Origin of the sequence: Synechococcus sp. CCAP 1479/10, assembly GCF_019038515.1 — a bacterium.
Lineage (GTDB): Bacteria > Cyanobacteriota > Cyanobacteriia > PCC-6307 > Cyanobiaceae > Cyanobium.
Genome location: NZ_JAFKRJ010000006.1, coordinates 297,904 through 320,687, shown reverse-complemented (window position 1 = coordinate 320,687; position 22,784 = coordinate 297,904). Strand labels below are relative to the sequence as shown.

The window sequence follows — 22,784 nt, the reverse complement described above, 5'->3', positions numbered from 1 at the left end:
TGGTGCGTTTCATGGTCGAGTCCCCGGCCCAGTCTGGCCGGCTGAAGACTCTCATTCACCCTGGACCGGTTTTCGGGGTCCACGTCAACAGCAGGCTCAGCAGGCTGCTCATCGCTTCGATGCGTTGCACCTCCTGGTCGCTGAAGACGCTGCCTTCATGCAGGGCGATCGTGAGCACCGGGATGGAAACCCCGCGTGAGTCCAGTCGGATGCCGAGGTAATCGCTGCAGCCCACCTCCCTGAGGGAGTCCAGAAAGGGGAAGCCGTTGTCCTTCGTGGCGACCAGCTGCTGCCGAAACACCTTGCTCCTGGTGGCGATGAAATGCAGGGGGCTGCGCAGGTGTTCATCCTGCTCCAGGAAGTCCCGCTCCATGCGCAGGGTGCTGACAAGGCCCGGCCTGGAGCTCACCCAGACATACTGGCTGCAGTCGATGTCATCCTGGTCGGGTAGGAAGGCCAGGGAGAAACGGTGGATCTCCAGGCCCCAGGACTTCAGTTCATTGACGAACAGGAGCACGAACTCCTCGAAGCTGCGCAGCCTCGACCAGTTGTCGATGATGTAGCGCTCCAGCGGAATTTTCCTGTCGGAGGTGTTGAATTCGTTGCCATGCCCGGAATCGCGCAGTCTTGATGTGGCACGGATCTGCTCCAGCGTCTGCTGCAGGGAATCGCGGTCCGCCCATTCGGAGGATCGGATGAACGACTCCACCTCCTCTAGGGGAAGGGGTGGCGAGACGAGGAACCCCTGCAGGGCATCAGCTCCCAGCCGGATGACGGCGGTGAGTTCGTTGTGGGTTTCGACGCCCTCACAGACCACGGTCTTGCCGAGGGCGTGGACGGTGTCGATGAAGGAGCCGACATAGCGCTGCAGCCGGAAGGAACGATCGACCCCCTTGATCAGATCAATGTCGAGCTTGATGGCGTCGTACCAGGCTTCGCTGATGCGTCGGTAGTTGGAGAGTCCGGAGCCGAAGTCGTCGATGAAGATTCTGAAGTTCAGCTCCCGCATCAGCCGCTCCGAAGCCGTTGTCACCCCCTCCGATCCCGCCAGAATGTCCGTGGCGGCCATCTCCGTGATCTCAATGCAGAAAATCGAGCTGTCGATGCCATGGTGCTTGACCAGACCGATCAGCTGGTTGAGGCGCTGATCGGTGGAGACGGAATCAGAGCTGATGTTGACGGAGACATACTCGATGCGATGACGCAGAAACTCCGAGGCATTGATCTGCTGTTGCACGTCGTTGAGCCTGCTCACCACAAGGGCATCGATCTTGTGGGCGATGCCGATGTCATGGGCCAGCTGAATCACGTGCCCCGTGCCGAGCTTGCTCAGGGCCGGCGGCAGGAAGCGGATCAGCAGTTCAAGCCCGAAATGGCCTGGATTGCTGAGCTGAAGAATCGGCTGGAAGCGCAGTTCCAGGTCACTGGCCTTCAGGGACGTGAGTTGGCTTCTGATCTCGCCCTTATCCTTGACGAGCAGATCATCACCGCTCTTCACGAGGCGGTAGGAACGTCTGTCTTCGGCCGCCAGTATCTCCCCGAAGGCCTGCATCGTCAGCAGGGTTTCGGGTGGGGAATCCAGCTGAAATCGCTGCCCGGTGATGGTCACATCGTCCCAGGCGAGCACGGTATCGCTGGAGATCTGGATCGATCCGGAGACAATGCCGAGCAGACGGGCCAGGAGCGCCTCACAGGCAGCGTTGTCATCGATGGGAATGCTGCCGGAGGCCCGCACGATCAGGGCGATCTTGTTTTTCGAGACGTGGTAGAAGTTGAAGCCGGGATGCACAGCCCATCCCTTGTCAATCGCCCGACAGGCTTTCGTGAGGATGTCGTTGATCTCCACCTCACTGAGATAGCCGCGTTGCCGTTCGAGATAGCGGAAGTCGATGGTCACCAGGAAGCCGTCTTCGCCGCGTTCCGCGTGCTTCCTGAGGGCCGATGCCTCAAGATCCTTCACCAGGGCGTAGTGCGTCAGGAAGGACGTCTGGCCGTGCTTGCGGAAGCTTCCGGTCACCGGTTGCTCCTTCCTCCGGTTGTGGCTGGAACGCCAGGCGATCGCCACGCTCGTTCCGATCCCCAGCAGCCCCAGGGTCAGGGCGAGGTTGCGGACGCGATCCGCCTGGGTGGGCAGGGCCGGCGCCAGGGTCAGCCCCACCGCCAGATCCCCGAAATCCACCCGGTAGAGCGAACCGGCCGGCGCTCCCTTCACGATCCCCTTCGCCTCCAGGGCGGTCCATGGGGCCAGCCGGATCTGCCTGTCGCCTTCTTGATCGCGGTTGACCAGGCTGGCCCCGGAGAGCCGGATCCATTCGGGGGCCCGGCGGCGGGCGGGGCCCGTGGTGAAAAGCAGGGCATTCCCCTGGCTCGGTTCGTCCGCCACCACCAGCACCAGCCGGGTGAAGCGTCGGGGGCAGACCAGGGGCCTGCCCTTCAGGGTCGCGGACCCCGTTGCCATCACCGCCGGAACGGGGGAGTTCGCCAGCTCCGCCTCGGCGACGGACTGCAGCCCCAGGGAGGCCAGGGGCGGCCCCGGGGTGCTGAGGCTGCGCTCGACGCCCTGCAGGGCGGTGCACAGCCGCCCGGCGATCCGATCATCCTGGCGGCGTAAGTCGTTGGAACTGCGCTGATCCAGCAGGTGGGTGAAGATCAGAAGCGAGGTGCCCGAAAGAAGCGCTCCACTGATGATTATCAATGTGGTGCGTCGGCGCATGTTCCTTCCTCACCAGCCTCACCTTAGCCACCGTAGGCGTGGCGAGCTTCCAGTCCTCGCAGGTTCCCTGCCCGGTGGAACCGTTCGATCTTCTTCCCGGCCGTTCTTTTCCCTGGGTTTCCTCACCATTGCTCAGGGAAAACTCAGGCTTGCTCGCTGAGCGCTGGAAGGTGACTACGGCGACGTCCACAGGTTTGCCGTGGCCCCTAACATTCGCGGGCATGCATCCTTTCTGGCCGTGGGCGCCGTACGGATCACGAGTTCAGCGGTTGGGTCGGCAGTTGGGTGGCCGGGTGTGACAGCACATCCCTGCTTGATCACCGGGCATGTTTTCATCTTGCCGATGGATCTTCAGCCGTGATCCATACAGCTGTGGTGGGAGGCGGCGCCTGCGGGCTGGCCGTGGCCAGGGGGCTCTGGCAGCAGGGCCGTCCCGTGCGCGTCTATGAACGGGCCCTGGCCTCCCATCTCCATGGCCATGGCTTCCTCCTGCTGGCCAATGGTCGCGCCGCCCTGCGCCGGCTCGGCTGCGACCCGGACGGCACCCTGGGCCATCCGATCACGTCGGTGAGGATCCTCTGCTGTTCAGGCCAGGTGCTGGTGGAGCACCCGCTCGAGGGGGCGGTGGCGATGCTGCGCCACCAGCTGCTCAATGTGCTGCTACGCGGCGCCCCCGACGATCTGGTCCACTACAACCACCCGTTCGAGCGCTTCGACTGGGACCGGGAGCGGGCCCGGGCAGTGTGTTTCCAGAACGGTCGCTCCCACCCCGCCGATGCCTTCGTCGCCGCCGACGGGGTGCGCTCCAGCTGCCGGCTGTCCCTGGGATGCGGGGCGATGACCAACCCGGGCCGGGTCAAGGAGATCGTGGCCCACGTGCGCCAGCCCCTGGTGGCGGCCGAGCTGGGCCACCGCTTCCTCAAGGTGCTCGATCCCTCCGGGGGACTGGCGGTCGGCCTGGTGCCCCTGGGCGATGACCGGCTGGTCTGGTTCGTGCAGTTCGACAGCCAACGCTTCACCGTCCCCCAGCCCTCCGAGGTGGGGGCCTTTCTCGAGGCGCACTTCGGGGGGTTCCCCGCCGTGGTGCGCCACGTGCTGGCGGCCACCGATCCGGCCCGCGCCCATGTGTGGCACACGGTGGACGAGGATCCGGCCACCCGCTGGAGCAAGGGCAACGTGGCCCTGGCGGGGGACGCGGCCCACCCGCTGCTGCCGTTCACCAGCCAGGGGGTCAACACCGCCCTGGAGGATGCGGTGGTCCTCAGCGACCTGCTGCTTGGCTGCCGGGATCCCGCCGATGTGCCGGAGCTGTTCAGCGCCTACGAACGCCAGCGGCGGCCGGCGCTGCTGGGCTGTGTGGAGGCCGGTCGCGAGATGGCGAGGTCGTTCGTCCAGCCGTCGGCCACCCGGCTCCAGCTGCCGCTGATGGCATGAGCGATCGCTTCGCCGACAGCTTCCGCGACGGCGCGGTGCCGATGGAGCTGCTGCGCCAGCGGGCCCACAACCTGCGCTGGGCCGAGCAGGCCCCCGGGGTGATCCCGCTCACCGCCGCCGATCCCGATTTCCCGGCGGCGCCGGTCATCCGCGACGCCATCGCCGACTACGCCCGCTCCGGTGTGTTCAGCTACGGCCCCGCCGGCGGGCTGGCCTCCTTCCGGCAGGCGGTGGCCGGCTACCTGCGGCAGCGGGGGGCGTCGGTTCCGCCTGAAGGGGTGCTGGCGGTCAACAGTGCGGCCGCCGGTCTGGCCCTGGTGACCCGCCACTGGCTGTCGCCCGGCGACGAGGCGATCGTCTGGGATCCGGTCGACTTCCTCTTCGCCCACACCGTCCGCAGCGCCGGCGGGGTGCCGGTCCTGTGGCGCATCGATCCCGAGGCCCCCCTGGATCTGGCGGCGCTGGAGGCCCTGGTGACCAGCCGCACCCGGGTGCTGTGCCTCTGCAACCCCCACAACCCCCTGGGCCGCTGCTTTCGCCGCGACGAACTCGAGGCCCTCGGCCGCTTCTGTCTGGAGCGGGGGTTGCGGGTGCTGAGCGATGAGGTGTGGAGCGATGTGGTCTACCCGCCGGCCACCTTCACCAGCTGGCTGGCCCTGGAGCCGGAGCTGGCCGGCCTCGGGGCGGTGGTGCATGGCTTCTCCAAGTCCTTCGGCCTGGCCGGTCTGCGGGTGGGCTACGCGGCGATGGCAGATCCGGAGGCGGCGGCCCGGCTGCTGGCCGACAGCGAGCTGCCCTCCACCGTTGATGGCGTGGCCACCCTCAGCCAGGTGGCGGCCACGGCGGCCTACAGCCCCGACGGCCTGGCCTGGCTGGAGGCCTTTCTGGAGCATCTGCGGGCCCGTCGCGACCAGGCCGTCAGCCGGCTGGCGGCGATCCCCGGCCTGCGGGTGCAGCCCCCCGCGGCCACCTTCGTGCTGTTCGTCGGCCTGCCGCCGCTGCAGGAGAGCGTCGAGGAACTGGTGGAGCGGCTGCGGCGGGAGCACGGGGTGGCGGTGGTGCCGGGGAGCCCCCGCTGGTTCGGCCCCGGGGCGGCGGGCCACCTGCGGCTGAGTTTCGCCACCTCCGAGGCCCTGCTCGGCGAGGCCCTCGAACGCCTGGCGGCCGGACTGGCCCCGGCGCCCTAGCCAGCGGCGGGCCGATCAGGGCAACAGCCGCACCGGATCCCCCACCGCCACCGGGCCGGGGCTGACCACACTCAGACGGATGCCGGCCACCACGCCGTTGTGACGGGCGGTGGCCCGCAGGATCTCCAGGTTCTCCTCCAGGGCGCCCTGGGCCAGGGTGGTGACGACGCAGCGGGGGCAGCCGCCGTCGACCCGCAGCACCAGCTGCTCGCCGATCTGCAGGCAGGCGCCGCTCCAGCCCTCCTCCACGAAGCCGGAGGACTCCGGCGGCGTGGCGATCAGCAGGTTGGGGCGGAAGCGCTCGACGGCGAAATCCAGCTGGGGTTCGAGCTGGCGCAGCCGCTCCAGGGTGGCGGTGGTGATGGCGTGGATGGGGCAGGCATCGAAGAAGGTGCCTTCGGGCAGCTCCAGGGCGTTGGTCACGTCCTGGAAGGCGCGCTCCTTCACCGGCGGCCAGTACTGGTCGAGGCTGGCCCCCTCCGGCGGGGTGTCCAGCAGGCTCACCCGACGGCCGAACAGCTCGCTGAAGAAGGCGTCCACATCGTCGTCGGCGCTGCAGAGCCCGGCGCTGCCGTCGTCCTCGCGGGGGGAGATCAGCACAGGCGGCAGGGGCGCCGCCGGCGTCGGTTCCTCCCGGAAGCGGGCCCGGTAGCCCAGCAGGCCCTGCCAGAGCCGCGGGTTCTTGGCGCTGGCCACCCGGCCGCTGGCGTGGTCCCAGAGGGCATAGGCCCGGTCCCCCCGGATGCCGCGGGGGTCGACGTCGAGCTGGCTGGGGGTGTCCCCGAGCATCGACTTCACCGGGTAGCGCCAGAGCGCCTGCACCGTTCCCACCAGATCCTGCACGCCCGTCGCCTGTCGTTGCCGGCGCACTCTGGGGGCGGAGGCGCGACAACGCCGGTAGCAGCACCTACCGTCCGCAGGGCGCACGCCGGGATCCGCTCTCCTGGGCCATGAAGGACTTCATCCACCTGCGATCCGCCAAGTTCCCCGAGCTCCCCGGCGAGGCCGGGGAGATGGTGAACCCGGGCACGGTGGGCAAGGCCCTGGCGCTGCACCTGCAGGAGCGGCTGCGGGCGAACGGCCGGCAGGTCCCTTTCCTCTGCTGCGAGGACTGGGGCTGGTGGGTGGAGCTGGCCGACGCACCCTTCCGTTTCGGGGTCTGCATCTACAGCCAGCCGGCCGAAGGGGAGGTGATGGAGTTCTGCTGCACCGACGGGGCCGTCGCCGAGCGGATCTGGCAGTGGCGCCGCTTCCGCTTCATCGACACGGCCCCCTGGGCCGAGGCCCTGCACGGGGAACTGCTGGCGATCTTCCGCGACGATCCCCAGGTGGAGCTGCTCGGCAGCGGTCCCACGTTTCCCTTGGGGGACCCCTGAGCTGGTGCGCCCTGTCAGGGGCTCCAGAAGCCGCGCGAGTTGAGCCACAGCCCGAGCACCAGCAGCGGCAGCAGGAACCCCGCCAGGATCTGCAGCCGCGGCCGCAGGCCGGTGGCTTCCGGTGCGGCCCCGGCGACGTTCTGCCGGGGGGGCGTGCCCTTGCCATGGGCGGGCGTGCGTCGGCGCGATCGCGAAGCCATGGACTCGGGCGGTGGGCCCTAATTCTTCACCAGCACCTGCTCGAGCGAAAGACGATCCCGGATGTCACCGGGGAGGTGGGTCCAGTGGCGGGAGATCAGCTCGGCCAGCTGGTGGCCGTTGACGAGGCTGATCCTGGCAAAGCCCTCCTCGCCGGCCGCCGTGGTCGCCGCCGGCTGGAAATCGGCGGTGGTGATGAAGACCCCATGGCCGCCGAAGGGAATGAACTGGCGCAGCTCCCGCACCGCGTCGGCGCCGATCCGGGCGCCGAGGTTGCCGCGGTGGAAGCGGGCATGGATGCGGATGCGGGCCGGCAGCGCGAGGCTGATGTCGCCGCAGGCATCGAACACGTCACGAAGTGCCCCGCGGTGCTCGGTCCGCTCCCAGTCCTGGAAGCCGAGGGCATCGAGCAGGTGGACCACCAGCCGCTCGAATTCGGCGGGATCCAGCTGCAGGAGCTGTTCGAGCACACTGCGGTGGGCCTCCTCCTTCCGGGTGGTCGCCCGGGCCGGGGTGGCCGTTTCCTGGCGGCCGATGGCGCGGATGAATTCGGCCTGGTGCTCCACCAGGAACACCGTCAGCAGGGAACGCATCCGGGTGTGGGCCGGAACGGTGAGCAGGGTGCGGATGGAATTGCGGAACGGCGCTGAGAAGTGGTCGAGCCGGAGCGGTTCGGGCGACCAGGTGACGGGACGCCGGTGGCGCAGGGGACAGCCGTCGTCGCCGGTGGGGTCGTAGTAGGCGCAGCCCTCATCAACGACGCCGAAGCGCAGCAGGTCGGCTTCCGCCGCCGGGATGATCACGTGGTCGCCGGGGCGGATCTCGAACAGGAAGCGGTGGATCTCGTTGACGTAGTTGGACAGCAGGATCGCGCTCTGGATGTCCGGGAAGTAGCGCCGCACCACCGAAAACAGCTGCTCCCGGTTCCTGATCGGGCCGAGATCCTCGGTGATTTCCCGCCAGCCGATGCCGACGAAACCGCCGCTGAGGAAGTTGTCCGCGTAGATGCCGCCGCCTGCCCGAACGCACCAGACGTTGGTCATCGCTGCGCCCCGGGCGGGCCCGCCAGTTCTCGGCTCATCGGAGGAAAGCGGGTCGGGAGGGCAGGCCAGCAGACGCCATGGCGGGAGTGAGGGCGCCTAAAGCTTCCGCAGTGAAGATCCCTGAGATTGTCGCGAATCTTGCCGGGAAGCGCATCCTCATCAACCCTGAGACACAGGAGAACGGTCTGATACCTCGGATCTTAAGGCATCGCTCACCTTTTCTTCAGCTCTCTGGGTTGAGGCGGCGCACGGCCCGCTCCAGGGACGGGGCCAGGCCGCGCCGCTGCTGCAGCCTGGGGCTCCAGATCAGGCCGCTGCGCAGCTCCTCCAGCCCGGCCAGCACCATGTCCTGTCCCTCGTTCAGCTGCAGCTCCGAGAGGGGCACGGTGAGGGGGCCGCGGAAGTAGAAGGCGCTGAGCTGGTCGTCATGGTGCTCGAACCAGAGCGGCAGTGCGGGCGCCCCCCAGCCGATCTCCTCGCCCAGCTCCCGCAGGATCGCCTGCTCTGGGCCTTCCCCTGGATCGAGGTGGCCGCCGAACAGCCCCCAACAGCCCGGATGGACGATCCCCTCGATGTCGTCCCGGAGCTGCAGCAGCCAGCGGCCCTCCCGCTCCAGCATCGCCAGTGCCACCGCGAAGGTCATGGGTGGGGGCGGTCCATGGGGTGCAGGCCTGCGGTCGATGGGGGGATTCTGGAGTGGGATTCCGGCCGGCGCCCGGTGGCGTGGCAGACAGCGGCCGCCGCCTTTGTCTCCCTAGCTTTCCGGGGGATTGCCCAGACCGTGAACTCCGCCGATCTCACTTTCCTGCTGCTGCGGGCCGCCACGGCGGTGCTGTGCGGGTTGGCGGCGAAGGAGTCATGGGGGCGCTCCCGCCTGCCGGGTCAGCCGCGGCAGCGGCGCTGGCGGTCCCGGTTCGGCGCGGCCGTGCTGCTGGCCCTCGGGGCGTTCGCCCTCGAGGATGGGGTGGGTGAGGCCCTGGGCCGGCCAGGCGAGCCGCTGGGCTGGCGCCGCTGGGTGTGGGTGATCCTCGATCTCTCCATCCCCGCCCAGGTGCTGGCGGTGCTGGCCACCCTGCGCCAGCGCGACCGACTGGAGGCCGAGCTGGCAGCCGCGGTGCGGCGCGATCCGCTGACCCTTCTGCCCAACCGGACCGGCTTCGCGGAGGAGGCCACGGTGGCCCTTGCCACCGCCGCCCGCGACGGCCGGCCGGTGGTGGGGGCCATGCTCGATATCGACTTCTTCAAGGCCATCAACGACGGCTGGGGCCATGGGGCCGGCGATGTGGTGCTCCGCGACGTGGCCGCCGCCATGCGGGCCATGTTGCGCCCCGGCGATGTGCTGGCCCGCGTCGGCGGTGAGGAATTCGCGCTGGTGTTGCCGGGTGTGGATGTGAAGGGGGCGGAGCCCCTGCTGGAGCGGCTGCGGGCGGCGGCGGCGACGGTGCCGCACCCTGGGGCGCCGGGGCAGCGCGTCACCCTCTCGGCCGGCCTGGCCGTGGTGCAGGGCACGGGCCTGGCAGCCTTGGAGAGCGGTCTGCGCAGCGCCGACGGCGCCCTCTACGCCGCCAAGGCCGCTGGGCGGAACCGGGTGATGGTGGCGGGCTGAGGGGCGCCGGTAAGATTCTTACCAGTTCCGGCAGGCGGGCACGTCCATGCGGATCACCTCCAAGGGCCAGGTGACCATCCCTCTGGACATCCGGCGTCAGTGCGGGCTTCTGCCCCACACCGAGGTGGTCTTTCGGGTCGAGGAGGGGCGGGTGCTGCTGGAGAAGGCCCCAGAGCAGCAGGAGCCAGGGGCCGAGGCGATCCAGCGGCTGCGCCGGGCGCGGCTGCGCACCCGCCTCAGCACCGATGAACTGCTCGCACTCACCCGGGGAGATGGGGGCTGATGGTGCTGGTCGACTCCAACGTGATCCTCGATATCGCCACCGACGACCCCCATTGGAGCCGCTGGAGCACCCATCAACTCCGCCACTGCCTGGACCGCGGACCGGTGGCGATCAACGCCATTGTCTATGGCGAGATCGCCTTTGCCTGCGAGACGATCGAGTCGGTGGATGAGCTCCTGCCTCCCCATCTGTTCGAATACCGGGCCCTGCTACGGGAGGCGGCTTTCCTGGCCGCCCGGGCCCATGCGGACTACCGCAGCCGCGGCGGAGAGCGGCGCTCGATCCTGCCGGATTTCCTGATCGGCGCCCATGCGCTGGTGGAGCGCATACCGCTGCTCACCCGCGATCAGCGCCGCTACCGGCAGGCGTTTCCGGGGCTGGAGCTGATCAGCCCCTGAGCGTCGTGACCACGACGGGATTGATGCCCCCTCAGCCGATCCCCCCTCAGCCGATCCCCCCCACCACCGGCCACCAGGCGTCCGCCGCCACCAGCTCTTCTTCGCCACAGCCCGCCGCGCGCCGCACCTCCGCCGCCTGGCTGTCGCAGAGGGAGCCGTGCAGGGCCTCCCCCAGGGCCTGGCGCAGCAGGCCGCTGGCGGCGAAGGCGGCCGAGGCCTCCGCCAGGCTGGCCGGCAGGCGCGCCGCCGCCCCAGGGGGCAGGCTGGCCGGATCACCAACCACCGGCGGCGGCAGGAGCCGGCTGTGTGCAAGGCCGTCGGCCACCACGGACGCCACCGCCCCCAGCAGCAGGTAGGGGTTGGCGGCCAGGTCCGCCACCTTCAGCTCCAGGTGGGCCGGGGCGCCATCGGCCGCGGCGGGCACCAGCCGCAGGGCCGCCTCCCGGTTCTCCACGCCCCACACCTGGAAGGGCGCCGACCAGGAGCCCGGGGCCAGCCGCCGGTAGGACACCGCCAGGGGGCAGGCCAGGGCCAGCAGGGCCGGCAGCTCCGCCAGCAGCGCCGCCAGCACCCCGGCGCCCGCGTCGCTGAGGCCGGCCTTGCCGTCGCCGCCCTCCAGCAGCGCCGCCCCGTCGCGCCGCAGGCTGAGGTGCAGGTGGCCGCCGTTGCCCACCCGCTCCAGGCTGGGCTTGGGGCTGAAGCTGCAGCGCCAGCCGAAGCGGCGCGTCACCCGCTGGATCAGCAACTTCGCGTGCACCTGCCGGTCGGCGGCCTCCAGGGGCGTGCCCGGCGCCAGCGACAGCTCGAACTGGCTGGCGCCGTACTCCGGGTGGAACTGCAGCCAGGGCAGGCCGGCCGCCTCCAGGGCCTCGAGCAGGGCCGTGGCGTAGTCGAGGCCCTCCACCAGCCGATCGGCGCCATACGGCCCCCCGGGAATCGCCGGCGCTGGCGTGCCATCGGCAGCGGGGCTGGCCACCAGCCACTCCAGCTCGAAGCCGGCCCGCAGTTCCACCCCGGCCCGCCGCAGCTGCTCCATCTGGCGGCGGCACAGGTGGCGCTGGTCGCCGGCGTAGGGCGCGCCGCTGCGCTCGTAGCGCTCCCCCGGCGCCCAGGCCCAGCCGCTGGCCGGCTCCAGCGGTGCCAGGGCTGCGGCGTCCGCCCGCAGGCGCAGGTCGCCGTCGGGCCGGGCCAGGCGATGGCCGGCAGCGATGCCGCCGTCGGCGCCGAAGGCATCGGACACCGGTGAGAAGCCCACCCCCACCGCCACCGCCGCCTCGAAGCCGGCCAGGGGCACCACCTTCACCAGCGGCGCCCCGGCGTGGTTCACCCAGGTGATCGCCACCCAGCGGATCCCCTGGGCGGCCAGCGCCGCGGCCATGGGGGCGGGGGGAATGGACACGGGCCCGGCAAGCGTCTGCCGCCATGATTGGACGGATCGCCGCCACCTGCATGCCGTCGAGCTCCCCCGCGGAGTGGCTCCACCCGGGCGGCACCGCGCTGCTGCTGGTGGATCTGCAGCAGGGCACCTGCGGCGACGCCCAGTCCCGCCCGGATGCGGACTTCGATCGCCTTTTCCGCGCCACCACCCTGCCGAACGCCGAGCGGGTGCTGGCGGCGGCCCGCCGCGGCGGGCTGGAGGTGATCCACACCGTGATCGCCAACCTCACCGCCGATGGCCGCGACCGCAGCTTCGATTACAAGCGCTGCGGCATGGGCTTTCCGCCCGGCAGCCGCGCCGCCGCGGTGATCGCCGAGCTGGCGCCGGTGGCCGATGAGCTGGTGCTCCCCAAGAGCTCCTCCTCGCCCTTCAGCTCCACCAGCCTCGACTACTTGCTGCGCAACCTGGGCATCCACACCCTGGTGGTGATTGGCCTGCTCACCGACCAGTGCATCGACCACACCGTCAAGGACGCCGCCGACCGCGGCTACCGGGTGGTGTGCGTCCACGACGCCTGCCAGGCGGTGACACCGGAGCGCCATGCGGCCGCCCTGGAGTGCTTTGCCGGTTACGCCGAGCAGATCAGCGGTGGGGAGTTCGTGGCGGCCATGGACTTAGCCGCAAGCGGCGAACCCCGCCGGGGCGGCGTCCTGGGGGACTCCGCGGAAGTGGGAGCCGATCTCAAGGCCGATTTCGCCGCCGAGATCGACAGCCTGTTCGGCTGATCCGTACGCCGTGAGCCGCAGGGAACCCACGCCCCTGCTGGTCGACACCCAGCTGCTGCTCTGGTGGGCCATCGAACCGGGTCGGCTGCCGGCCGGGACGGCACGCTTGCTGGCGGATCCGGCCCAGCCCCTGGTGTTCAGCGTCGTGAGTCTGTGGGAGGTGGCGATCAAGTCGTCCCTGGGCCGGGCCGATTTCCAGGTGGAGGCGGCCGCCCTGCGCCTGGGCCTGCTGGGGCAGGGATTCCGTGAACTGCCCGTCCGCGCCGAACATGCGCTGGCGGTGCAGCACCTGCCCTGGATCCACCGCGATCCCCACCGCTGCGCGGAAGACTTCGTCTTCGACCGCCTGCTGGTGGTGCAGGCCCAGCTGGAGGGCCTGAGTCTCCTGAGCGCCGATCGCACCCTTGTGGCCTACGGAGAGCATGTGCAGGTGGCAGGCTGAGCCGCCCTCAGGCGCCCGGCTCCGGGTCGTAGTACACGCCGGAGGCGTTGAACGGGGGCACGCTGGTGACGTACTCCGTCGTCAGGGTGGCGGGGTCGAAGGCGATGATCGTCCGGGTCCGGTCGAGCCACTGCACCCGGTCGGCGCCGGTGACCTTGAGGGTGGCCACCCAGGGGCCTACGACGTTGTCGTTCAGATCGAAGTCGCCACCCTCGGGGTGGCGCTCGTACAGCTTGACGACGCCATGGGCCAGGACCCGGTCCGGGTCGCACAGCCAGTAGCCGGTGCGGCCGGCCAGGATGACCTCGGACACCCGGGAGTGCCCGGCCGCGGCGAAGCTGAGGTGGACGGCCATGGTGCGCTGGGCGGCTGGGGTCGAGCGGGCTGCCGGGGGGGTTCGGCTGGCGGCGTCCTGGCTTGGCCTCGGGGGGCCGCTCGGGCCACGCCCACACACCACCACCCTCTCCCGAAGCACCCTCGGCCCGCATCCCCAGAACGGGGGATTCGGCTCAGCCCGTGACCGGGGTGCGACCCTCCATCGCTGATTCCAGGTTGATCAGCCCTGCGGCGATCGACTTGACGACCGCCTTGGTGCGGTTGTCGACCTGGAGCTTCTGAAAGATGTGCTTCACATGGGTCCTGACGGTCTCGGGGCTCACCACCAGCTCCTGGCTGATCCGCTGGTCGGTCAGGCCCAGCATCAGGTGGTTCAGCACCACCCGTTCGCGTTCGGTCAGCGGTTCGATCGGGGCCGCGGGCGGCTGCTGCCGCAGCACCGCCGCCACCGGTTCGGGGTAGTAGATGCCGCCGCCGGCCACCACCCGCAGCGCCGGCATGAACAGGCCCGACTCGAAGCAGATGCCGTTGCAGCCGCGGGCCAGGGCCTCCCGTACCAGGGCCTCGTTGGCGTCGTCGGCGACCAGCAGGGTCCGGATGGCGGGGTCCAGCGCCTTCGTGCGCTCCACCAGCGCCAGCCCGGTGCCCTCCTGCAGCCTCTGGCTGACCACCAGCAGGGATGGCCGGTGGCGCTCCACCTGTCGGAAGCCTTCCTCCTCCGTCGTGGCGGCCCCCACCAGGCTTTTCTGGACCGGGGTGATGCACATGAAGGCCCCCAGCCATTTCATGTGCTCCAGGCAGGCGACCGTGGTGAGTCCGGCCAGGATCCCCTCCAGCTCCTCCAGCAGGGCGGGGATCCCCGGGATCAGATCCGTGAGGTCCACAGCGGGAGGAACAAGCGGCGTTCATGATCGCCTGGCCTGGGTGCGTCTGGGGCTCCAGGGTCTTTGCGGCGGGGCTTGCCGCCAGACGCGCGTCAGTCAGCCCCGACCAGCTCGGCTTCGAGCCCCAGCTGCCGGGCGGCCCTCACGAACGGTGCATCCAGGCTGCATAGGGTGGCGCCCCGTCCGGCGGCGATGGCCAGGTGCAGCGCATCGGCCGCCCGCAGGGCCGTGATCCAGCCGCGCAGACAGGCGCTGGCATTCCTGAAGTCCTGGGGTTCCACCTCCAGCATCAGGAACCCTGGGGCCAGGCTGCGTTCGAAGCCTTCGAGCACCGCCTCGGCCTGCAAGGGACTCAGGGCCCCGGTGCGCACCTTCAGCCCGAGAGCGGAATGGAGCTCGGTGGCACTCCAGGGGCTGATCGCCAGTGGCGCAGGGGCCTGTTCGAGAAAGGCCGCGGCGGCGCCGGAGTGGGCCTCCGGAGTGAGGGCCGCCAGCAGCACGCAGGTGTCCACGTACAGCATCAGGAGCCGACGTCATCCCGCAGGGCGCGCATCGTCTCCACGCCGCCGGTGGCCTGATGGGGCAGGGAGTCCCGCAGAGCCTGGAGCTGGGGCAGGAGATCGCGCACGGCCTGCCGCGGAACCAGCTCGGCGATGGCTTTGCCGCGGCGGGTGATCACCACCGGCTGGCCTTGCTCTACCGCGTCGAGAAGGCTCGACAGCTGGGCTTTCGCCTCCGCCACCGTGACCTGTCGCATGGTGTTGGTCATCGAGATGACCAACTTTAGGGCGGTTCGTGGGGCGGCGCCCCGGCAGAAGTGGCCAACGTGCGCCGTCTGTTTATGCCCCCTCAGGCCACCAGCCGCGCCAGCGGCAGGGTCGGAGGGGAGATGCTGCCCTTGCCTCTGCCAGCGCAAAAATGGCGAGATCAGCTGGACAGCGGCGTGCAGCTTTGCCGTATCCAGATCGAGAGTTCTTCAAGCCTCTGATCACGATGGGCAGGGGAGGTTTCTGCGAGCTGCCACAGGCGTTGCTCGGCCTCTTCATGGCGGGACTTCCACTCAAAGCCATTCGCTCGCAGCACCATCTTCACGGAGAAGAATGCCACCCGCTTGTTGCCATCGGGTAACGGGTGGCCTTTGGCGAAGGCGTAGGCCAGCGCCGCAGCCAGAAGAGCGATATCCGCCTCAGGTCTGAAGGTGTGGAATGTCAGGACCTCCGCCAGAGCGGTTTCGATCCTGCGTGGATTAGGCGGTACCTAGAGTCCACCATGCTTTTTGATCGTCGCAGCATGGACCCGTGCGATCTCAAAAGGGCCTGGGAGGATCAGGGTCCCAGGCGCACTCCTCACTGAGCCAGCGAACGGAAGACGTCGTCGTACTCAGCCATGAACGCCAGAGCGTCATCGATGAGTTCCGGGCGCACTCCATTCCGCGTCGTCAGGGGCGGGAGAGCGCCTGGCCGGGGAGGCTCAACAGAGGGCACGCTGCTCTGACCGGCAACCTTGCTCTTCCAGATCGGGGAGGCATCGGTAGCCACGGCCGGTAGTTCAGGTTTAAGTGGATTGACACTAGCCATGATCGTCAACCTTCCTGGTGGCCGTAGTGACATGGATCCCCGCCGTTGCTGGGATCTGAGCGATGCCCGATGCCGGTTTCGAACCAGCGACATCCTGCTTGTAAGGCAGGCGCTCTACCGCTGAGCTAATCGGGCGGTGGGCTCATTCTGGCGGAGGGGGCGGCGCGGCCCGGGCATCGGCGGCCGGCGGCCGGTACCTTGCCGGCAGCGTCCGGAGCCCGGCCATGGCCAGCGGCCGCCGCCACGATCGCGCCACCCGCTGGCTGGCCCTGCCCTTCGGGCTGCTCTGGGGGCCGGCCCTGGGGCCGGCGGGGGTGGCCGTCGCCACAGGCGCCTTCCTGCTGGGCGGCCTCTGGCTATCCCCCGACCTCGACACCCGCTCCAACGCCACCCGCCGCTGGGGTCCCCTGCGGCTGCTCTGGTGGCCCTACCGGCGCCTGCTCAGCCACCGCTCCCTGCTCTCCCACAGCCCCCTGCTGGGCACCAGCCTGCGACTCCTCTGGCTGGCGGCGCTGGTGCTGGCCGCCTGCGCCGCCCTCGGGCCCCTGGGCGCCCCGGCGCCCGGTGAGCTGCTGCAGCGGGGCCGGGAGCTCTGGGGCTCCCAGAGGCCCCTGCTGATCGCGGCGTTCGTGGGCCTGGAGGCCAGCAGCTGGCTGCACCTGCTCCAGGACGGCGATCCGATCCCGCGGCTGCCGCGGCCCCTGCGCGCCCTGGGGGGTCGGCTCAGCCGCCTCAGCAGCAGGAGCCGCCGCTGGCGGGGGCCGGCGCGGCGGCGGGGGCGTCGGCGTTAGGGGCGACCCCCCCGTCGAAGGGAATGGCGCTGCCGCAGCCCTCGAACAGGCCGTAATGACGGCTGAAATCTCCGATGAAGTCGAAGTGGGGCGCCAGCCGGCTCTCCGCCAGCATGCGGAAGGTGTTGCCGCAGACCGGAAACACCCGCCCCGTCTCGATGTGGTGGTGCTTGTCGAAGGGCAGGGCGTCGGGGTGGCCGGTGATGCTCCCCCGATAGATCACCGCCTGCCCGTGGTCCTCGCAGGCGTCCTCCAGGGCCTCGATCTGGAACAGCCGGTAGGTGGCGGAGAAGAAGCGGATCGCGCCGGTGCGGGCGGCCAGCTCCGGGTCGGTGATCTCCAGGGGCCGGTCGCTCACCAGGCGGGCATCGGCGAAGCCGGACTGGCGCGCCAGCCGCAGGAAATCGTTCCAATAGAGGGCGCCGCTGAGGCATTCGCCGTGCAGCACCGGGTCGTGGCGCAGGGCCTCAGGCACGCGCCGGTCGGCGTAGACGTCGGCGAAGAAGAACTCACCGCCGGGCTTCAGCAGCCGCCGCACCCCGTTGAGCACCGCCAGCTTGTCGGCCGAGAGGTTCACCACGCAGTTGGAGATCACCAGATCGAAGCTGCCGGGCTCCAGGGGCAGGGCCTCCAGCTGCTCGATGCGGCCCTCCAGAAACTGCACATTGGCGTAGCCGAACACCTCGGCGTGGTGGTCGACATGGCGCCGGGCCACCGCCAGCTGCTCCGGCGTCATGTCAACGCCCACCACTTCACCGCTGGCCCCCACCAGCTGGGCCAGCAGGTACACGTCACGGCCGCTGCCGCAGCCCAGGTCGAGCACCCGCAGGCCCTCCAGCAGCGGCGGCGCCACCAGGCCGCAGCCGTAGTAGCGGCTCAGCACCTCGGGGTGGATCCGGGCCAGCAGGGGCCGCAGCGCCGGCGGCACGCTGCTGGCATCACAGCAGGCGCTGGTGCGCAGATCGTCGCTGCTGCTGAGGGTGGAGCCGTAGTACTCCTGAACGCTGCGGTGCAGATCGGCGGCGCTGGTCATCGGGGGAAGGGTCGCTGGGGTTGGGTGGGGGTGGTGTGTCGCGGTGCGCGGGGGGCTCAGCCGCGGCGCCGCCAGGTGTGGTAGCGGCGCAGCCAGGGCAGCAGGTGCTGGGGCACCCGTTGCTTCTTCCAGGCGGCTGCGGTGTACTTGCTGGCCTCGGCCAGGGTGGGGTAGGCGTGGATCGTCCCGAAGATCCTGCCCAGTCCCAGGCCCCATTTCATGGCCAGCACGAACTCGGCCAGCAGTTCGCCGGCGTGCTCGGCCACGATCGTGGCGCCCAGGATCCGGTCGCTGCCCGGTGGGGTGAGCACTTTCACGAACCCCCGCTCGGCGCTCTCGACGATGGCACGGTCGAGCTCGTGCAGGGGGAATCGGGTCACCTCCACCGCCATCCCTCGGGCCGCCGCCTCGGCTTCGGTGAGCCCCACCGTGGCCACCTCTGGGTCGGTGAACGTGGTGCGCGGGATGACGCGGTTGTCCACCTGGAAGGAGCGCACCTGGCCGAACAGGGCGTTGACCGCCGCATACCAGGCCTGGTGGGCGGCGGTGTGGGTGAACTGGAACGGCCCGGCCACGTCGCCGGCGGCGTAGATGTTCGGGTAGAGCGTCTGCAGGAAGGCGTTGGTGGTGATCGTGGCGCCGGTGGGAATCCCCAGCTCCTCGAGCCCGTAGCCCTGCAGCCGGGCGCGGCGGCCCAGGGCGCAGAGCACGGCGTCGCAGGCGATCCGCTCCCGCCGCTCCCCCTGCCGCACCAGCACCGTCACCGCCCCGTCGGGGGCGGGATCCCGCTCGAAGCCGAGCACCTCGGTGTCCATGTGCAGGGTCACGCCGTCCTCCTCCAGGGCCTGGCGCACCTCGGCGGCCACATCGGCGTCCTCCTTGCGCAGCAGGCGGTCGCTGCGCTGGATCTGGGTGATCGGCAGGCCCAGCTGGGCCAGGGCCTGGGCCAGCTCACAGGCGATCGGCCCGCCCCCCAGCACCACCAGCCGCGGCCGCTCCAGCGGGCACTGGGCCAGCCAGCCCCAGACGGTCTCGCTGGTCAGCAGGGGCACCGCCTCGCTGCCCGGCCAGTCGGGCCGCACCGGTTCAGCGCCGGTGGCCAGCACGATCGCCCGGGCCGTGAGCCGCTGCTCGGTGCCCGCGCCGGTGCGGACCGCCACCGTCCAGGGATCGAGCAGACGGGCCTGGCCGCGCAGCACCTCCACCCCCAGGCCCTCGTAGCGCTCGACGCTGTCATGGGGGGCCACGGCCGCCACCTTGGCGGCCACCCGCTCCAGCACCCGGCGCAGGTTGAACCGCGGCTCCTGCGGCTCGAGCCCGTAGCGGTCGGCCCGGCGCAGGCGCGCCGCCAGCCGCGCCGAGCTGATCAGCGCCTTGCTGGGCACGCAGCCGGTGTTGAGGCAGTCGCCGCCCATGGCGCCGCGCTCCACCAGGGTCACCCGCGCCTTGACGGTGGCGGCGATGTAGGCGGTCACCAGCCCCGCCGCTCCGGCGCCGATCACGATCAGGTTGCGGTCGAAACGGCGCGGCCGCGGCCAGCGGCGGTAGAGCCGCCAGGTCTGCCAGCGGCCCAGGGCCGCCTTGGCCAGCCAGGGGAACAGGGCCAGCAGCAGCAGCGACCCCAGCAGGGGCGGGCTGAGGATGCCGCCGATTCCGCGCAGCTGGGCCAGCTGGGTGCCGGCGTTCACATAGACGAAGGTGCCTGGAAGCATGCCGATCTGGCTGGTGAGGTAGAAGCTGGCGGCCCGGATCGGCGTCAGCGCCATCAGCAGGTTCACCAGGAAGAACGGGAACACCGGCGCCAGCCGCAGGCTGAGCAGGTAGAGCACCCCGTCGCGGGCCACCCCGGCCTCGATCGGCGCCAGCTGGCGGGCGAAGCGTCGCCGAACCGGTTCCCGCAGCAGGGTGCGGGCCACCAGGAAGGCCAGCAGGGCGCCGATGCTGGAGGCGAATGACACCAGCAGGGTGCCGAGCCCGACGCCGAACAGCGCCCCGCCGGCCAGGGTGAGCACCGCGGCCCCCGGCAGCGACAGGGCCGCCACCAGCACGTAGAGCAGCAGGTAGGCGCCCGCCACCAGCAGGGGGGTCTGGCGGCGCTGCTCCAGCAGGGCGCCATGGGCCGCCTGCAGGGCCTCCAGGGTGAGCTGGCGGTGCAGGCCCAGCGTGAAGAACAGGACCACCACCAGGGCAATGGCGGCGATCAGCAGCAGCTGGCGCCAGCGGGAAGGCGAGAGCGGTGGGGCCATGGGGGAAGCCGTTCCCCCTTCCTACCGGCGAGCCGCCGTTTCGGATGGCCCCGGCCCCGGGCGGGCGGCCATCCATTCGCTCCCTTCGCCGGTACGTTCATCAACAGGGGAATTCCATGCCCAATCCGGGATCGGCCATGGCGATGGGGGCCATCCAGGTGGTGATTCCGGCGCGTGACGAACGCCAGACGATCGGCCACGTCATCGGCCAGCTGCGCCGCCAGGGACTCGACCGCATCCGGGTGGTCGACAACGGCAGCAGCGATGGCACCGCCGCCATCGCCCGCCAGCTGGGGGCTGAGGTGCTCAGCGAACCCCGTCCCGGCTACGGCCGGGCCTGCTGGCGGGGGTGCCTCGATCTCGCCCCCGACGTGGACTGGCTGCTGTTCTGCGATGGCGATGGCGGCGACCCGCTCGAGGAACTGCCCCGCTTCCTGGAGCTCATCGACGACCACGACCTGCTGCTCGGCGACCGCACCGCCACCGCCGTGGGCCGCGCCTCGCTCACCCCCCTGCAGCGGGGCGGCAACCGGCTGGCCACGACGCTCATCGGCCTGGGCTGGGGGTTCCGTTACCGCGACATGGGGCCGCTGCGGCTGGTGCGGCGCGAGGCCTTCGCGGCGATGGCCCTGCGCGACCGGGGCTATGGCTGGACCCTGGAGATGCAGGTGCGGGCCATCGAGCTGGGCCTGCGCATCCGCGAGGTGCCGATCTCCCATCGCCCGCGCCTGGCCGGCGCCTCGAAGATTTCTGGGCGCTGGGGCGCCAGCCTCCGGGCCGGATGGGTGATCCTCACCACCCTGGGCGGCCTCTGGCTGCGGCGACCCCTGCGGCGATCCCTGCAGCGAGGCCAGCGGTGATGGCGCTGACGGCCCGGCTGCGGCGCCTGCAACTGCCGGCCAGTGCCCTGCTGCTGATCGGCGGGGCGCTGCTGATGTGCCCCCACGGCGACCTGTTCGATGCCGCCCAGCTGCTGCCGTTCTGGCGGGCGGCCGCGGTGATGGGCCTGGGTTTCGCCCTCTCCTGGTCGTTGCCCACCATCCCCCGCGCCCTGTTCTGGGCCGTGGCGGTGCTGACGCGGCTGGCCCTGCTGGCCATGGAGCCCGGCGACGACATCTGGCGGTACCTCTGGGAGGGGGGGATCCAGCTGCATGGGTTCAGTCCCTATGCGCTGCCCCCGGACGCCGCGGCGCTGGAGGGGTTGCGCACGCCCTGGTGGTCGTCGATCAACCACCCCGACACCACCGCCATCTACCCGCCCCTGGCGCAGCTGCTGTTCCGGCTCCATGCCGCCGTGGCCCAGCAGGTGCTGCTGTTCAAGCTGTCGTTCACGGCCGCCGACCTGGCCATCGCCGGCCTGCTCGCCGCCCGCTTCGGCGCGGCTCGGGCGGCGCTCTACGCCTGGAACCCGCTGGTGATCGTTGGGATCAGCGGCGGCGGGCACTACGACAGCTGGTTCCTGCTGCCCCTGGTGGCCGGCTGGCTGCTGGCCGAGCGGGTTCCCCCGCCCCAGGGCCGACGCCCCCAGGCCTGCATCGACCTGCTGCTGGGCCTGAGCGTGGCCCTCAAGTGGATCACCATGCCGCTGCTGCTGCAGCGGGCCTGGAGCCGCTGGCGCCGGTTCCGGCGGCCCGCCCCGGTGCTCGCCACCCTGCTGCTGGGCCTGGCGCCGCTGCTGCTGGGGGCCTCCCCGTTCTGCGGCCTGAGCAGCTGCCCGCTGCTGCCCACCGGCTCCAGCTTCATCCGCCACGGCCGCAGCGCCGAGTGGCTGCCGCACTGGATCGGCCAGCTCTGGCCCTCGACCCTGCAGACCAATGCGGTGCATGGGCTGCTGCTGCTGCCGGTGCTCCTCGTGCTGCTGGCCACCAGCGCCCGGCTGGGGGTCTTCGCCTGGCGCTACCTGCTGGCCCTGCTGCTGCTCTCGCCGGTGGTGCACGGGTGGTACTTCATCTGGCTGATGCCCTTCGCCGTGCCCAGCCAGAACTGGGGGGCGCGGCTGGTGAGCCTTTCGGCGTTCGTCTATTTCGTGCTCCCCTCACGCCTGCCGGACTGGCAGCTCACCACCGCTGAGCGGCTGCTGCTGTGGCTGCCCCTGCTGCTGGGACTGCTGCTCAGCGCCCGGGATCGAACCGAATCGGCCCCTGGCCGGTAAACACGTGGTGTTTCTCCGCTTCGCCATGGTCCGTGCCCGCTCCCGCACCCCGCTGCTGCTGGCCTGCGGCCTGGTGCTGATCACCGCCACGGGCTGCGGCGGCGGGCTGGCCCCGTGGACGTCCGCCGAGGCCGGCCGCCCGTCCCCGGTGGCCGCCGCCCCCCAGCCCCCCCTCGATCCAGGCCCCTTCAAAGCGGTGCTGCGGAGGGTGGTGGATGGCCAGGGTCTGGTGGATTACACCGCCCTGCAGCGGGATCCGGCCCAGCTCGATCGCTACATCAAGGCGCTGGGCGCCCTGGCCCCCGAGCGCTTCGCCTCCTGGTCGGAGGCCGAGCAGATCGCCCTGCTGATCAACGCCTACAACGCCTTCACCCTGCGCGCGATCATCGACAACGATCCGATCCGGCCCAGCATCAAGGCGATTCCCGGCGTCTGGAAGTTCCGCCGCCACCAGCTGATGGGCCGCGGCCTCACCCTCGATGCGATCGAGCACGAGATCCTGCGGCGCGAGTACAACGAACCCCGCATCCACGCGGCCCTGGTGTGCGCCGCCATCAGCTGCCCGCCCCTGCGGCAGGAGGCCTTCACGGGGGCGGCGCTGGAGCGGCAGCTGGAGGATCAGACGACCCGCTGGCTGGCCAGCCCCGTGGGCCTGGCGATCGACCGGGCCGCCGGCACGGTGGGGATCTCCGCGATCTTCCAGTGGTTCGCCGAGGACTGGCAGCGGGCCGATCCGCAGGCGGAGCCTGTGCCGGGCCACGAGAAGCTGAGCGCCGTGCTGCGCTTCATCGCCCGCTACCGCCCCGCCGCCGAGCGCGCCCTGATTCTGGGCGGCGACTACCGCTTCGCCTACCTCCCCTACAACTGGGACCTGAATCGCCAGAGCCCCTGAGGCCTGACCCTTCTCAAGGCCCTGGCGATG

24 protein-coding genes, 1 tRNA gene and 1 pseudogene are annotated in these 22,784 nt (G+C 70.6%); 12 read left to right on the top strand and 14 right to left on the bottom strand.

The features are described 5' to 3' along the window. Positions 1 to 55: 55 nt before the first annotated feature. Entirely contained in the window at positions 56 to 2,713 is a 2,658-nt protein-coding gene (locus KUG39_RS03085; RefSeq protein WP_216912703.1) for an EAL domain-containing protein, read from the bottom strand. 357 nt (positions 2,714 to 3,070) lie between these two features. Here KUG39_RS03085 and KUG39_RS03080 point away from each other — a divergent pair, with 357 nt between their 5' ends. Then, positions 3,071 to 4,147, top strand: a complete 1,077-nt coding sequence (locus tag KUG39_RS03080) for an FAD-dependent oxidoreductase (protein ID WP_143594095.1) — start codon at positions 3,071 to 3,073, stop codon at positions 4,145 to 4,147. Beyond that, the gene (locus KUG39_RS03075) at positions 4,144 to 5,334 is read left to right on the top strand and encodes a pyridoxal phosphate-dependent aminotransferase (RefSeq protein ID WP_216912702.1); all 1,191 of its coding nucleotides are present in this window, start codon (positions 4,144 to 4,146) and stop codon (positions 5,332 to 5,334) included. The genes KUG39_RS03080 and KUG39_RS03075 overlap by 4 nt, the downstream gene beginning before the upstream one ends. Before the next feature lie 15 nt (positions 5,335 to 5,349). Here the strand turns inward: KUG39_RS03075 and KUG39_RS03070 are convergent, their stop codons facing one another. Further along, on the bottom strand, positions 5,350 to 6,177 hold the full coding sequence (locus KUG39_RS03070; protein ID WP_353617319.1) for an MOSC domain-containing protein: 828 nt from the start codon (positions 6,175 to 6,177) through the stop codon (positions 5,350 to 5,352). 107 nt (positions 6,178 to 6,284) lie between these two features. Here KUG39_RS03070 and KUG39_RS03065 point away from each other — a divergent pair, with 107 nt between their 5' ends. Next, on the top strand, positions 6,285 to 6,710 hold the full coding sequence (locus KUG39_RS03065; RefSeq protein WP_190610021.1) for a hypothetical protein: 426 nt from the start codon (positions 6,285 to 6,287) through the stop codon (positions 6,708 to 6,710). Between the two features lie 14 nt (positions 6,711 to 6,724). On the opposite strand, the gene KUG39_RS03060 is transcribed toward KUG39_RS03065, so the two are convergent. From KUG39_RS03060 to KUG39_RS03050, 3 genes are all read right to left on the bottom strand, one after another. Further along, positions 6,725 to 6,910: a hypothetical protein gene (locus tag KUG39_RS03060; protein ID WP_216912700.1), complete on the bottom strand. Its 186-nt coding sequence runs from the start codon at positions 6,908 to 6,910 to the stop codon at positions 6,725 to 6,727. Between the two features lie 18 nt (positions 6,911 to 6,928). Next, a complete protein-coding gene (locus KUG39_RS03055) occupies positions 6,929 to 7,951 on the bottom strand; it encodes a restriction endonuclease (protein WP_094585358.1) in 1,023 nt (340 codons plus the stop codon). Between the two features lie 223 nt (positions 7,952 to 8,174). Beyond that, positions 8,175 to 8,594 (bottom strand): NUDIX hydrolase, encoded by a 420-nt coding sequence (locus KUG39_RS03050; RefSeq protein WP_216912698.1) that lies wholly within the window; start codon positions 8,592 to 8,594, stop codon positions 8,175 to 8,177. A 138-nt stretch (positions 8,595 to 8,732) separates the two neighbouring features. On the opposite strand from KUG39_RS03050, the gene KUG39_RS03045 reads away from it, so the two are divergent. Genes KUG39_RS03045 through KUG39_RS03035 form a run of 3 tightly spaced genes read left to right on the top strand, consistent with a single transcriptional unit; the run spans position 8,733 to position 10,238 of the window. Beyond that, positions 8,733 to 9,557: a GGDEF domain-containing protein gene (locus KUG39_RS03045; protein ID WP_216912696.1), complete on the top strand. Its 825-nt coding sequence runs from the start codon at positions 8,733 to 8,735 to the stop codon at positions 9,555 to 9,557. 46 nt (positions 9,558 to 9,603) lie between these two features. Next, positions 9,604 to 9,840 (top strand): AbrB/MazE/SpoVT family DNA-binding domain-containing protein, encoded by a 237-nt coding sequence (locus KUG39_RS03040; RefSeq protein ID WP_094585356.1) that lies wholly within the window; start codon positions 9,604 to 9,606, stop codon positions 9,838 to 9,840. Next, entirely contained in the window at positions 9,840 to 10,238 is a 399-nt protein-coding gene (locus KUG39_RS03035; RefSeq protein ID WP_216912694.1) for a type II toxin-antitoxin system VapC family toxin, read from the top strand. The genes KUG39_RS03040 and KUG39_RS03035 overlap by 1 nt, the downstream gene beginning before the upstream one ends. A gap of 46 nt (positions 10,239 to 10,284) precedes the next feature. Here the strand turns inward: KUG39_RS03035 and KUG39_RS03030 are convergent, their stop codons facing one another. Next, positions 10,285 to 11,637 carry a type I glutamate--ammonia ligase gene (locus tag KUG39_RS03030; RefSeq protein ID WP_353617318.1) on the bottom strand — a complete coding sequence of 451 codons (1,353 nt, stop codon included), beginning with the start codon at positions 11,635 to 11,637 and terminating at the stop codon, positions 10,285 to 10,287. A 50-nt stretch (positions 11,638 to 11,687) separates the two neighbouring features. Between KUG39_RS03030 and KUG39_RS03025 the strand changes: the two genes are divergently transcribed. Continuing rightward, positions 11,688 to 12,401: a cysteine hydrolase family protein gene (locus KUG39_RS03025; protein WP_216912692.1), complete on the top strand. Its 714-nt coding sequence runs from the start codon at positions 11,688 to 11,690 to the stop codon at positions 12,399 to 12,401. A gap of 10 nt (positions 12,402 to 12,411) precedes the next feature. Further along, positions 12,412 to 12,843 (top strand): type II toxin-antitoxin system VapC family toxin, encoded by a 432-nt coding sequence (locus tag KUG39_RS03020; RefSeq protein WP_216912684.1) that lies wholly within the window; start codon positions 12,412 to 12,414, stop codon positions 12,841 to 12,843. A 7-nt stretch (positions 12,844 to 12,850) separates the two neighbouring features. Here the strand turns inward: KUG39_RS03020 and KUG39_RS03015 are convergent, their stop codons facing one another. The 6 genes and pseudogenes from KUG39_RS03015 to KUG39_RS02990 form a co-directional block, all read right to left on the bottom strand. After that, complete coding sequence (locus KUG39_RS03015; RefSeq protein WP_216918202.1) at positions 12,851 to 13,156, bottom strand: hypothetical protein; 306 nt, start codon at positions 13,154 to 13,156, stop codon at positions 12,851 to 12,853. A gap of 196 nt (positions 13,157 to 13,352) precedes the next feature. After that, positions 13,353 to 14,063: a LuxR C-terminal-related transcriptional regulator gene (locus tag KUG39_RS17530; RefSeq protein ID WP_216912680.1), complete on the bottom strand. Its 711-nt coding sequence runs from the start codon at positions 14,061 to 14,063 to the stop codon at positions 13,353 to 13,355. A gap of 92 nt (positions 14,064 to 14,155) precedes the next feature. Next, complete coding sequence (locus tag KUG39_RS03005) at positions 14,156 to 14,584, bottom strand: type II toxin-antitoxin system VapC family toxin (RefSeq protein WP_190610032.1); 429 nt, start codon at positions 14,582 to 14,584, stop codon at positions 14,156 to 14,158. Then, positions 14,584 to 14,820: a type II toxin-antitoxin system Phd/YefM family antitoxin gene (locus tag KUG39_RS03000; RefSeq protein ID WP_094585383.1), complete on the bottom strand. Its 237-nt coding sequence runs from the start codon at positions 14,818 to 14,820 to the stop codon at positions 14,584 to 14,586. Before KUG39_RS03000 ends, KUG39_RS03005 begins: the two co-directional genes overlap by 1 nt. A 170-nt stretch (positions 14,821 to 14,990) precedes the next feature. Beyond that, positions 14,991 to 15,308: pseudogene (locus KUG39_RS02995) on the bottom strand (type II toxin-antitoxin system death-on-curing family toxin); the annotation flags it as partial. A gap of 395 nt (positions 15,309 to 15,703) precedes the next feature. Continuing rightward, a tRNA-Val gene (locus tag KUG39_RS02990) sits at positions 15,704 to 15,775 on the bottom strand. A gap of 89 nt (positions 15,776 to 15,864) precedes the next feature. Between KUG39_RS02990 and KUG39_RS02985 the strand changes: the two genes are divergently transcribed. Beyond that, positions 15,865 to 16,431 carry a metal-binding protein gene (locus tag KUG39_RS02985; protein WP_216912678.1) on the top strand — a complete coding sequence of 189 codons (567 nt, stop codon included), beginning with the start codon at positions 15,865 to 15,867 and terminating at the stop codon, positions 16,429 to 16,431. Here the strand turns inward: KUG39_RS02985 and KUG39_RS02980 are convergent. Both KUG39_RS02980 and KUG39_RS02975 read right to left on the bottom strand, forming a co-directional pair. After that, complete coding sequence (locus KUG39_RS02980; RefSeq protein ID WP_216912676.1) at positions 16,373 to 17,464, bottom strand: methyltransferase domain-containing protein; 1,092 nt, start codon at positions 17,462 to 17,464, stop codon at positions 16,373 to 16,375. The two genes, KUG39_RS02985 and KUG39_RS02980, sit on opposite strands and share 59 nt — an antisense overlap. Before the next feature lie 56 nt (positions 17,465 to 17,520). Beyond that, on the bottom strand, positions 17,521 to 19,710 hold the full coding sequence (locus KUG39_RS02975) for a dihydrolipoyl dehydrogenase family protein (RefSeq protein ID WP_216912674.1): 2,190 nt from the start codon (positions 19,708 to 19,710) through the stop codon (positions 17,521 to 17,523). Positions 19,711 to 19,826: 116 nt separating this feature from the next. Between KUG39_RS02975 and KUG39_RS02970 the strand changes: the two genes are divergently transcribed. From KUG39_RS02970 to KUG39_RS02960, 3 genes are read left to right on the top strand one after another with little or no spacing between them, the layout of a single operon-like run. Beyond that, complete coding sequence (locus KUG39_RS02970; protein ID WP_190610062.1) at positions 19,827 to 20,570, top strand: glycosyltransferase family 2 protein; 744 nt, start codon at positions 19,827 to 19,829, stop codon at positions 20,568 to 20,570. Beyond that, positions 20,570 to 21,862, top strand: coding sequence for a hypothetical protein (locus KUG39_RS02965; protein WP_216912672.1), 1,293 nt, complete (start codon positions 20,570 to 20,572; stop codon positions 21,860 to 21,862). The genes KUG39_RS02970 and KUG39_RS02965 overlap by 1 nt, the downstream gene beginning before the upstream one ends. A gap of 4 nt (positions 21,863 to 21,866) precedes the next feature. Next, positions 21,867 to 22,754, top strand: coding sequence for a DUF547 domain-containing protein (locus tag KUG39_RS02960; protein ID WP_353617317.1), 888 nt, complete (start codon positions 21,867 to 21,869; stop codon positions 22,752 to 22,754). The last annotated feature ends 30 nt before the right edge of the window (positions 22,755 to 22,784 follow it).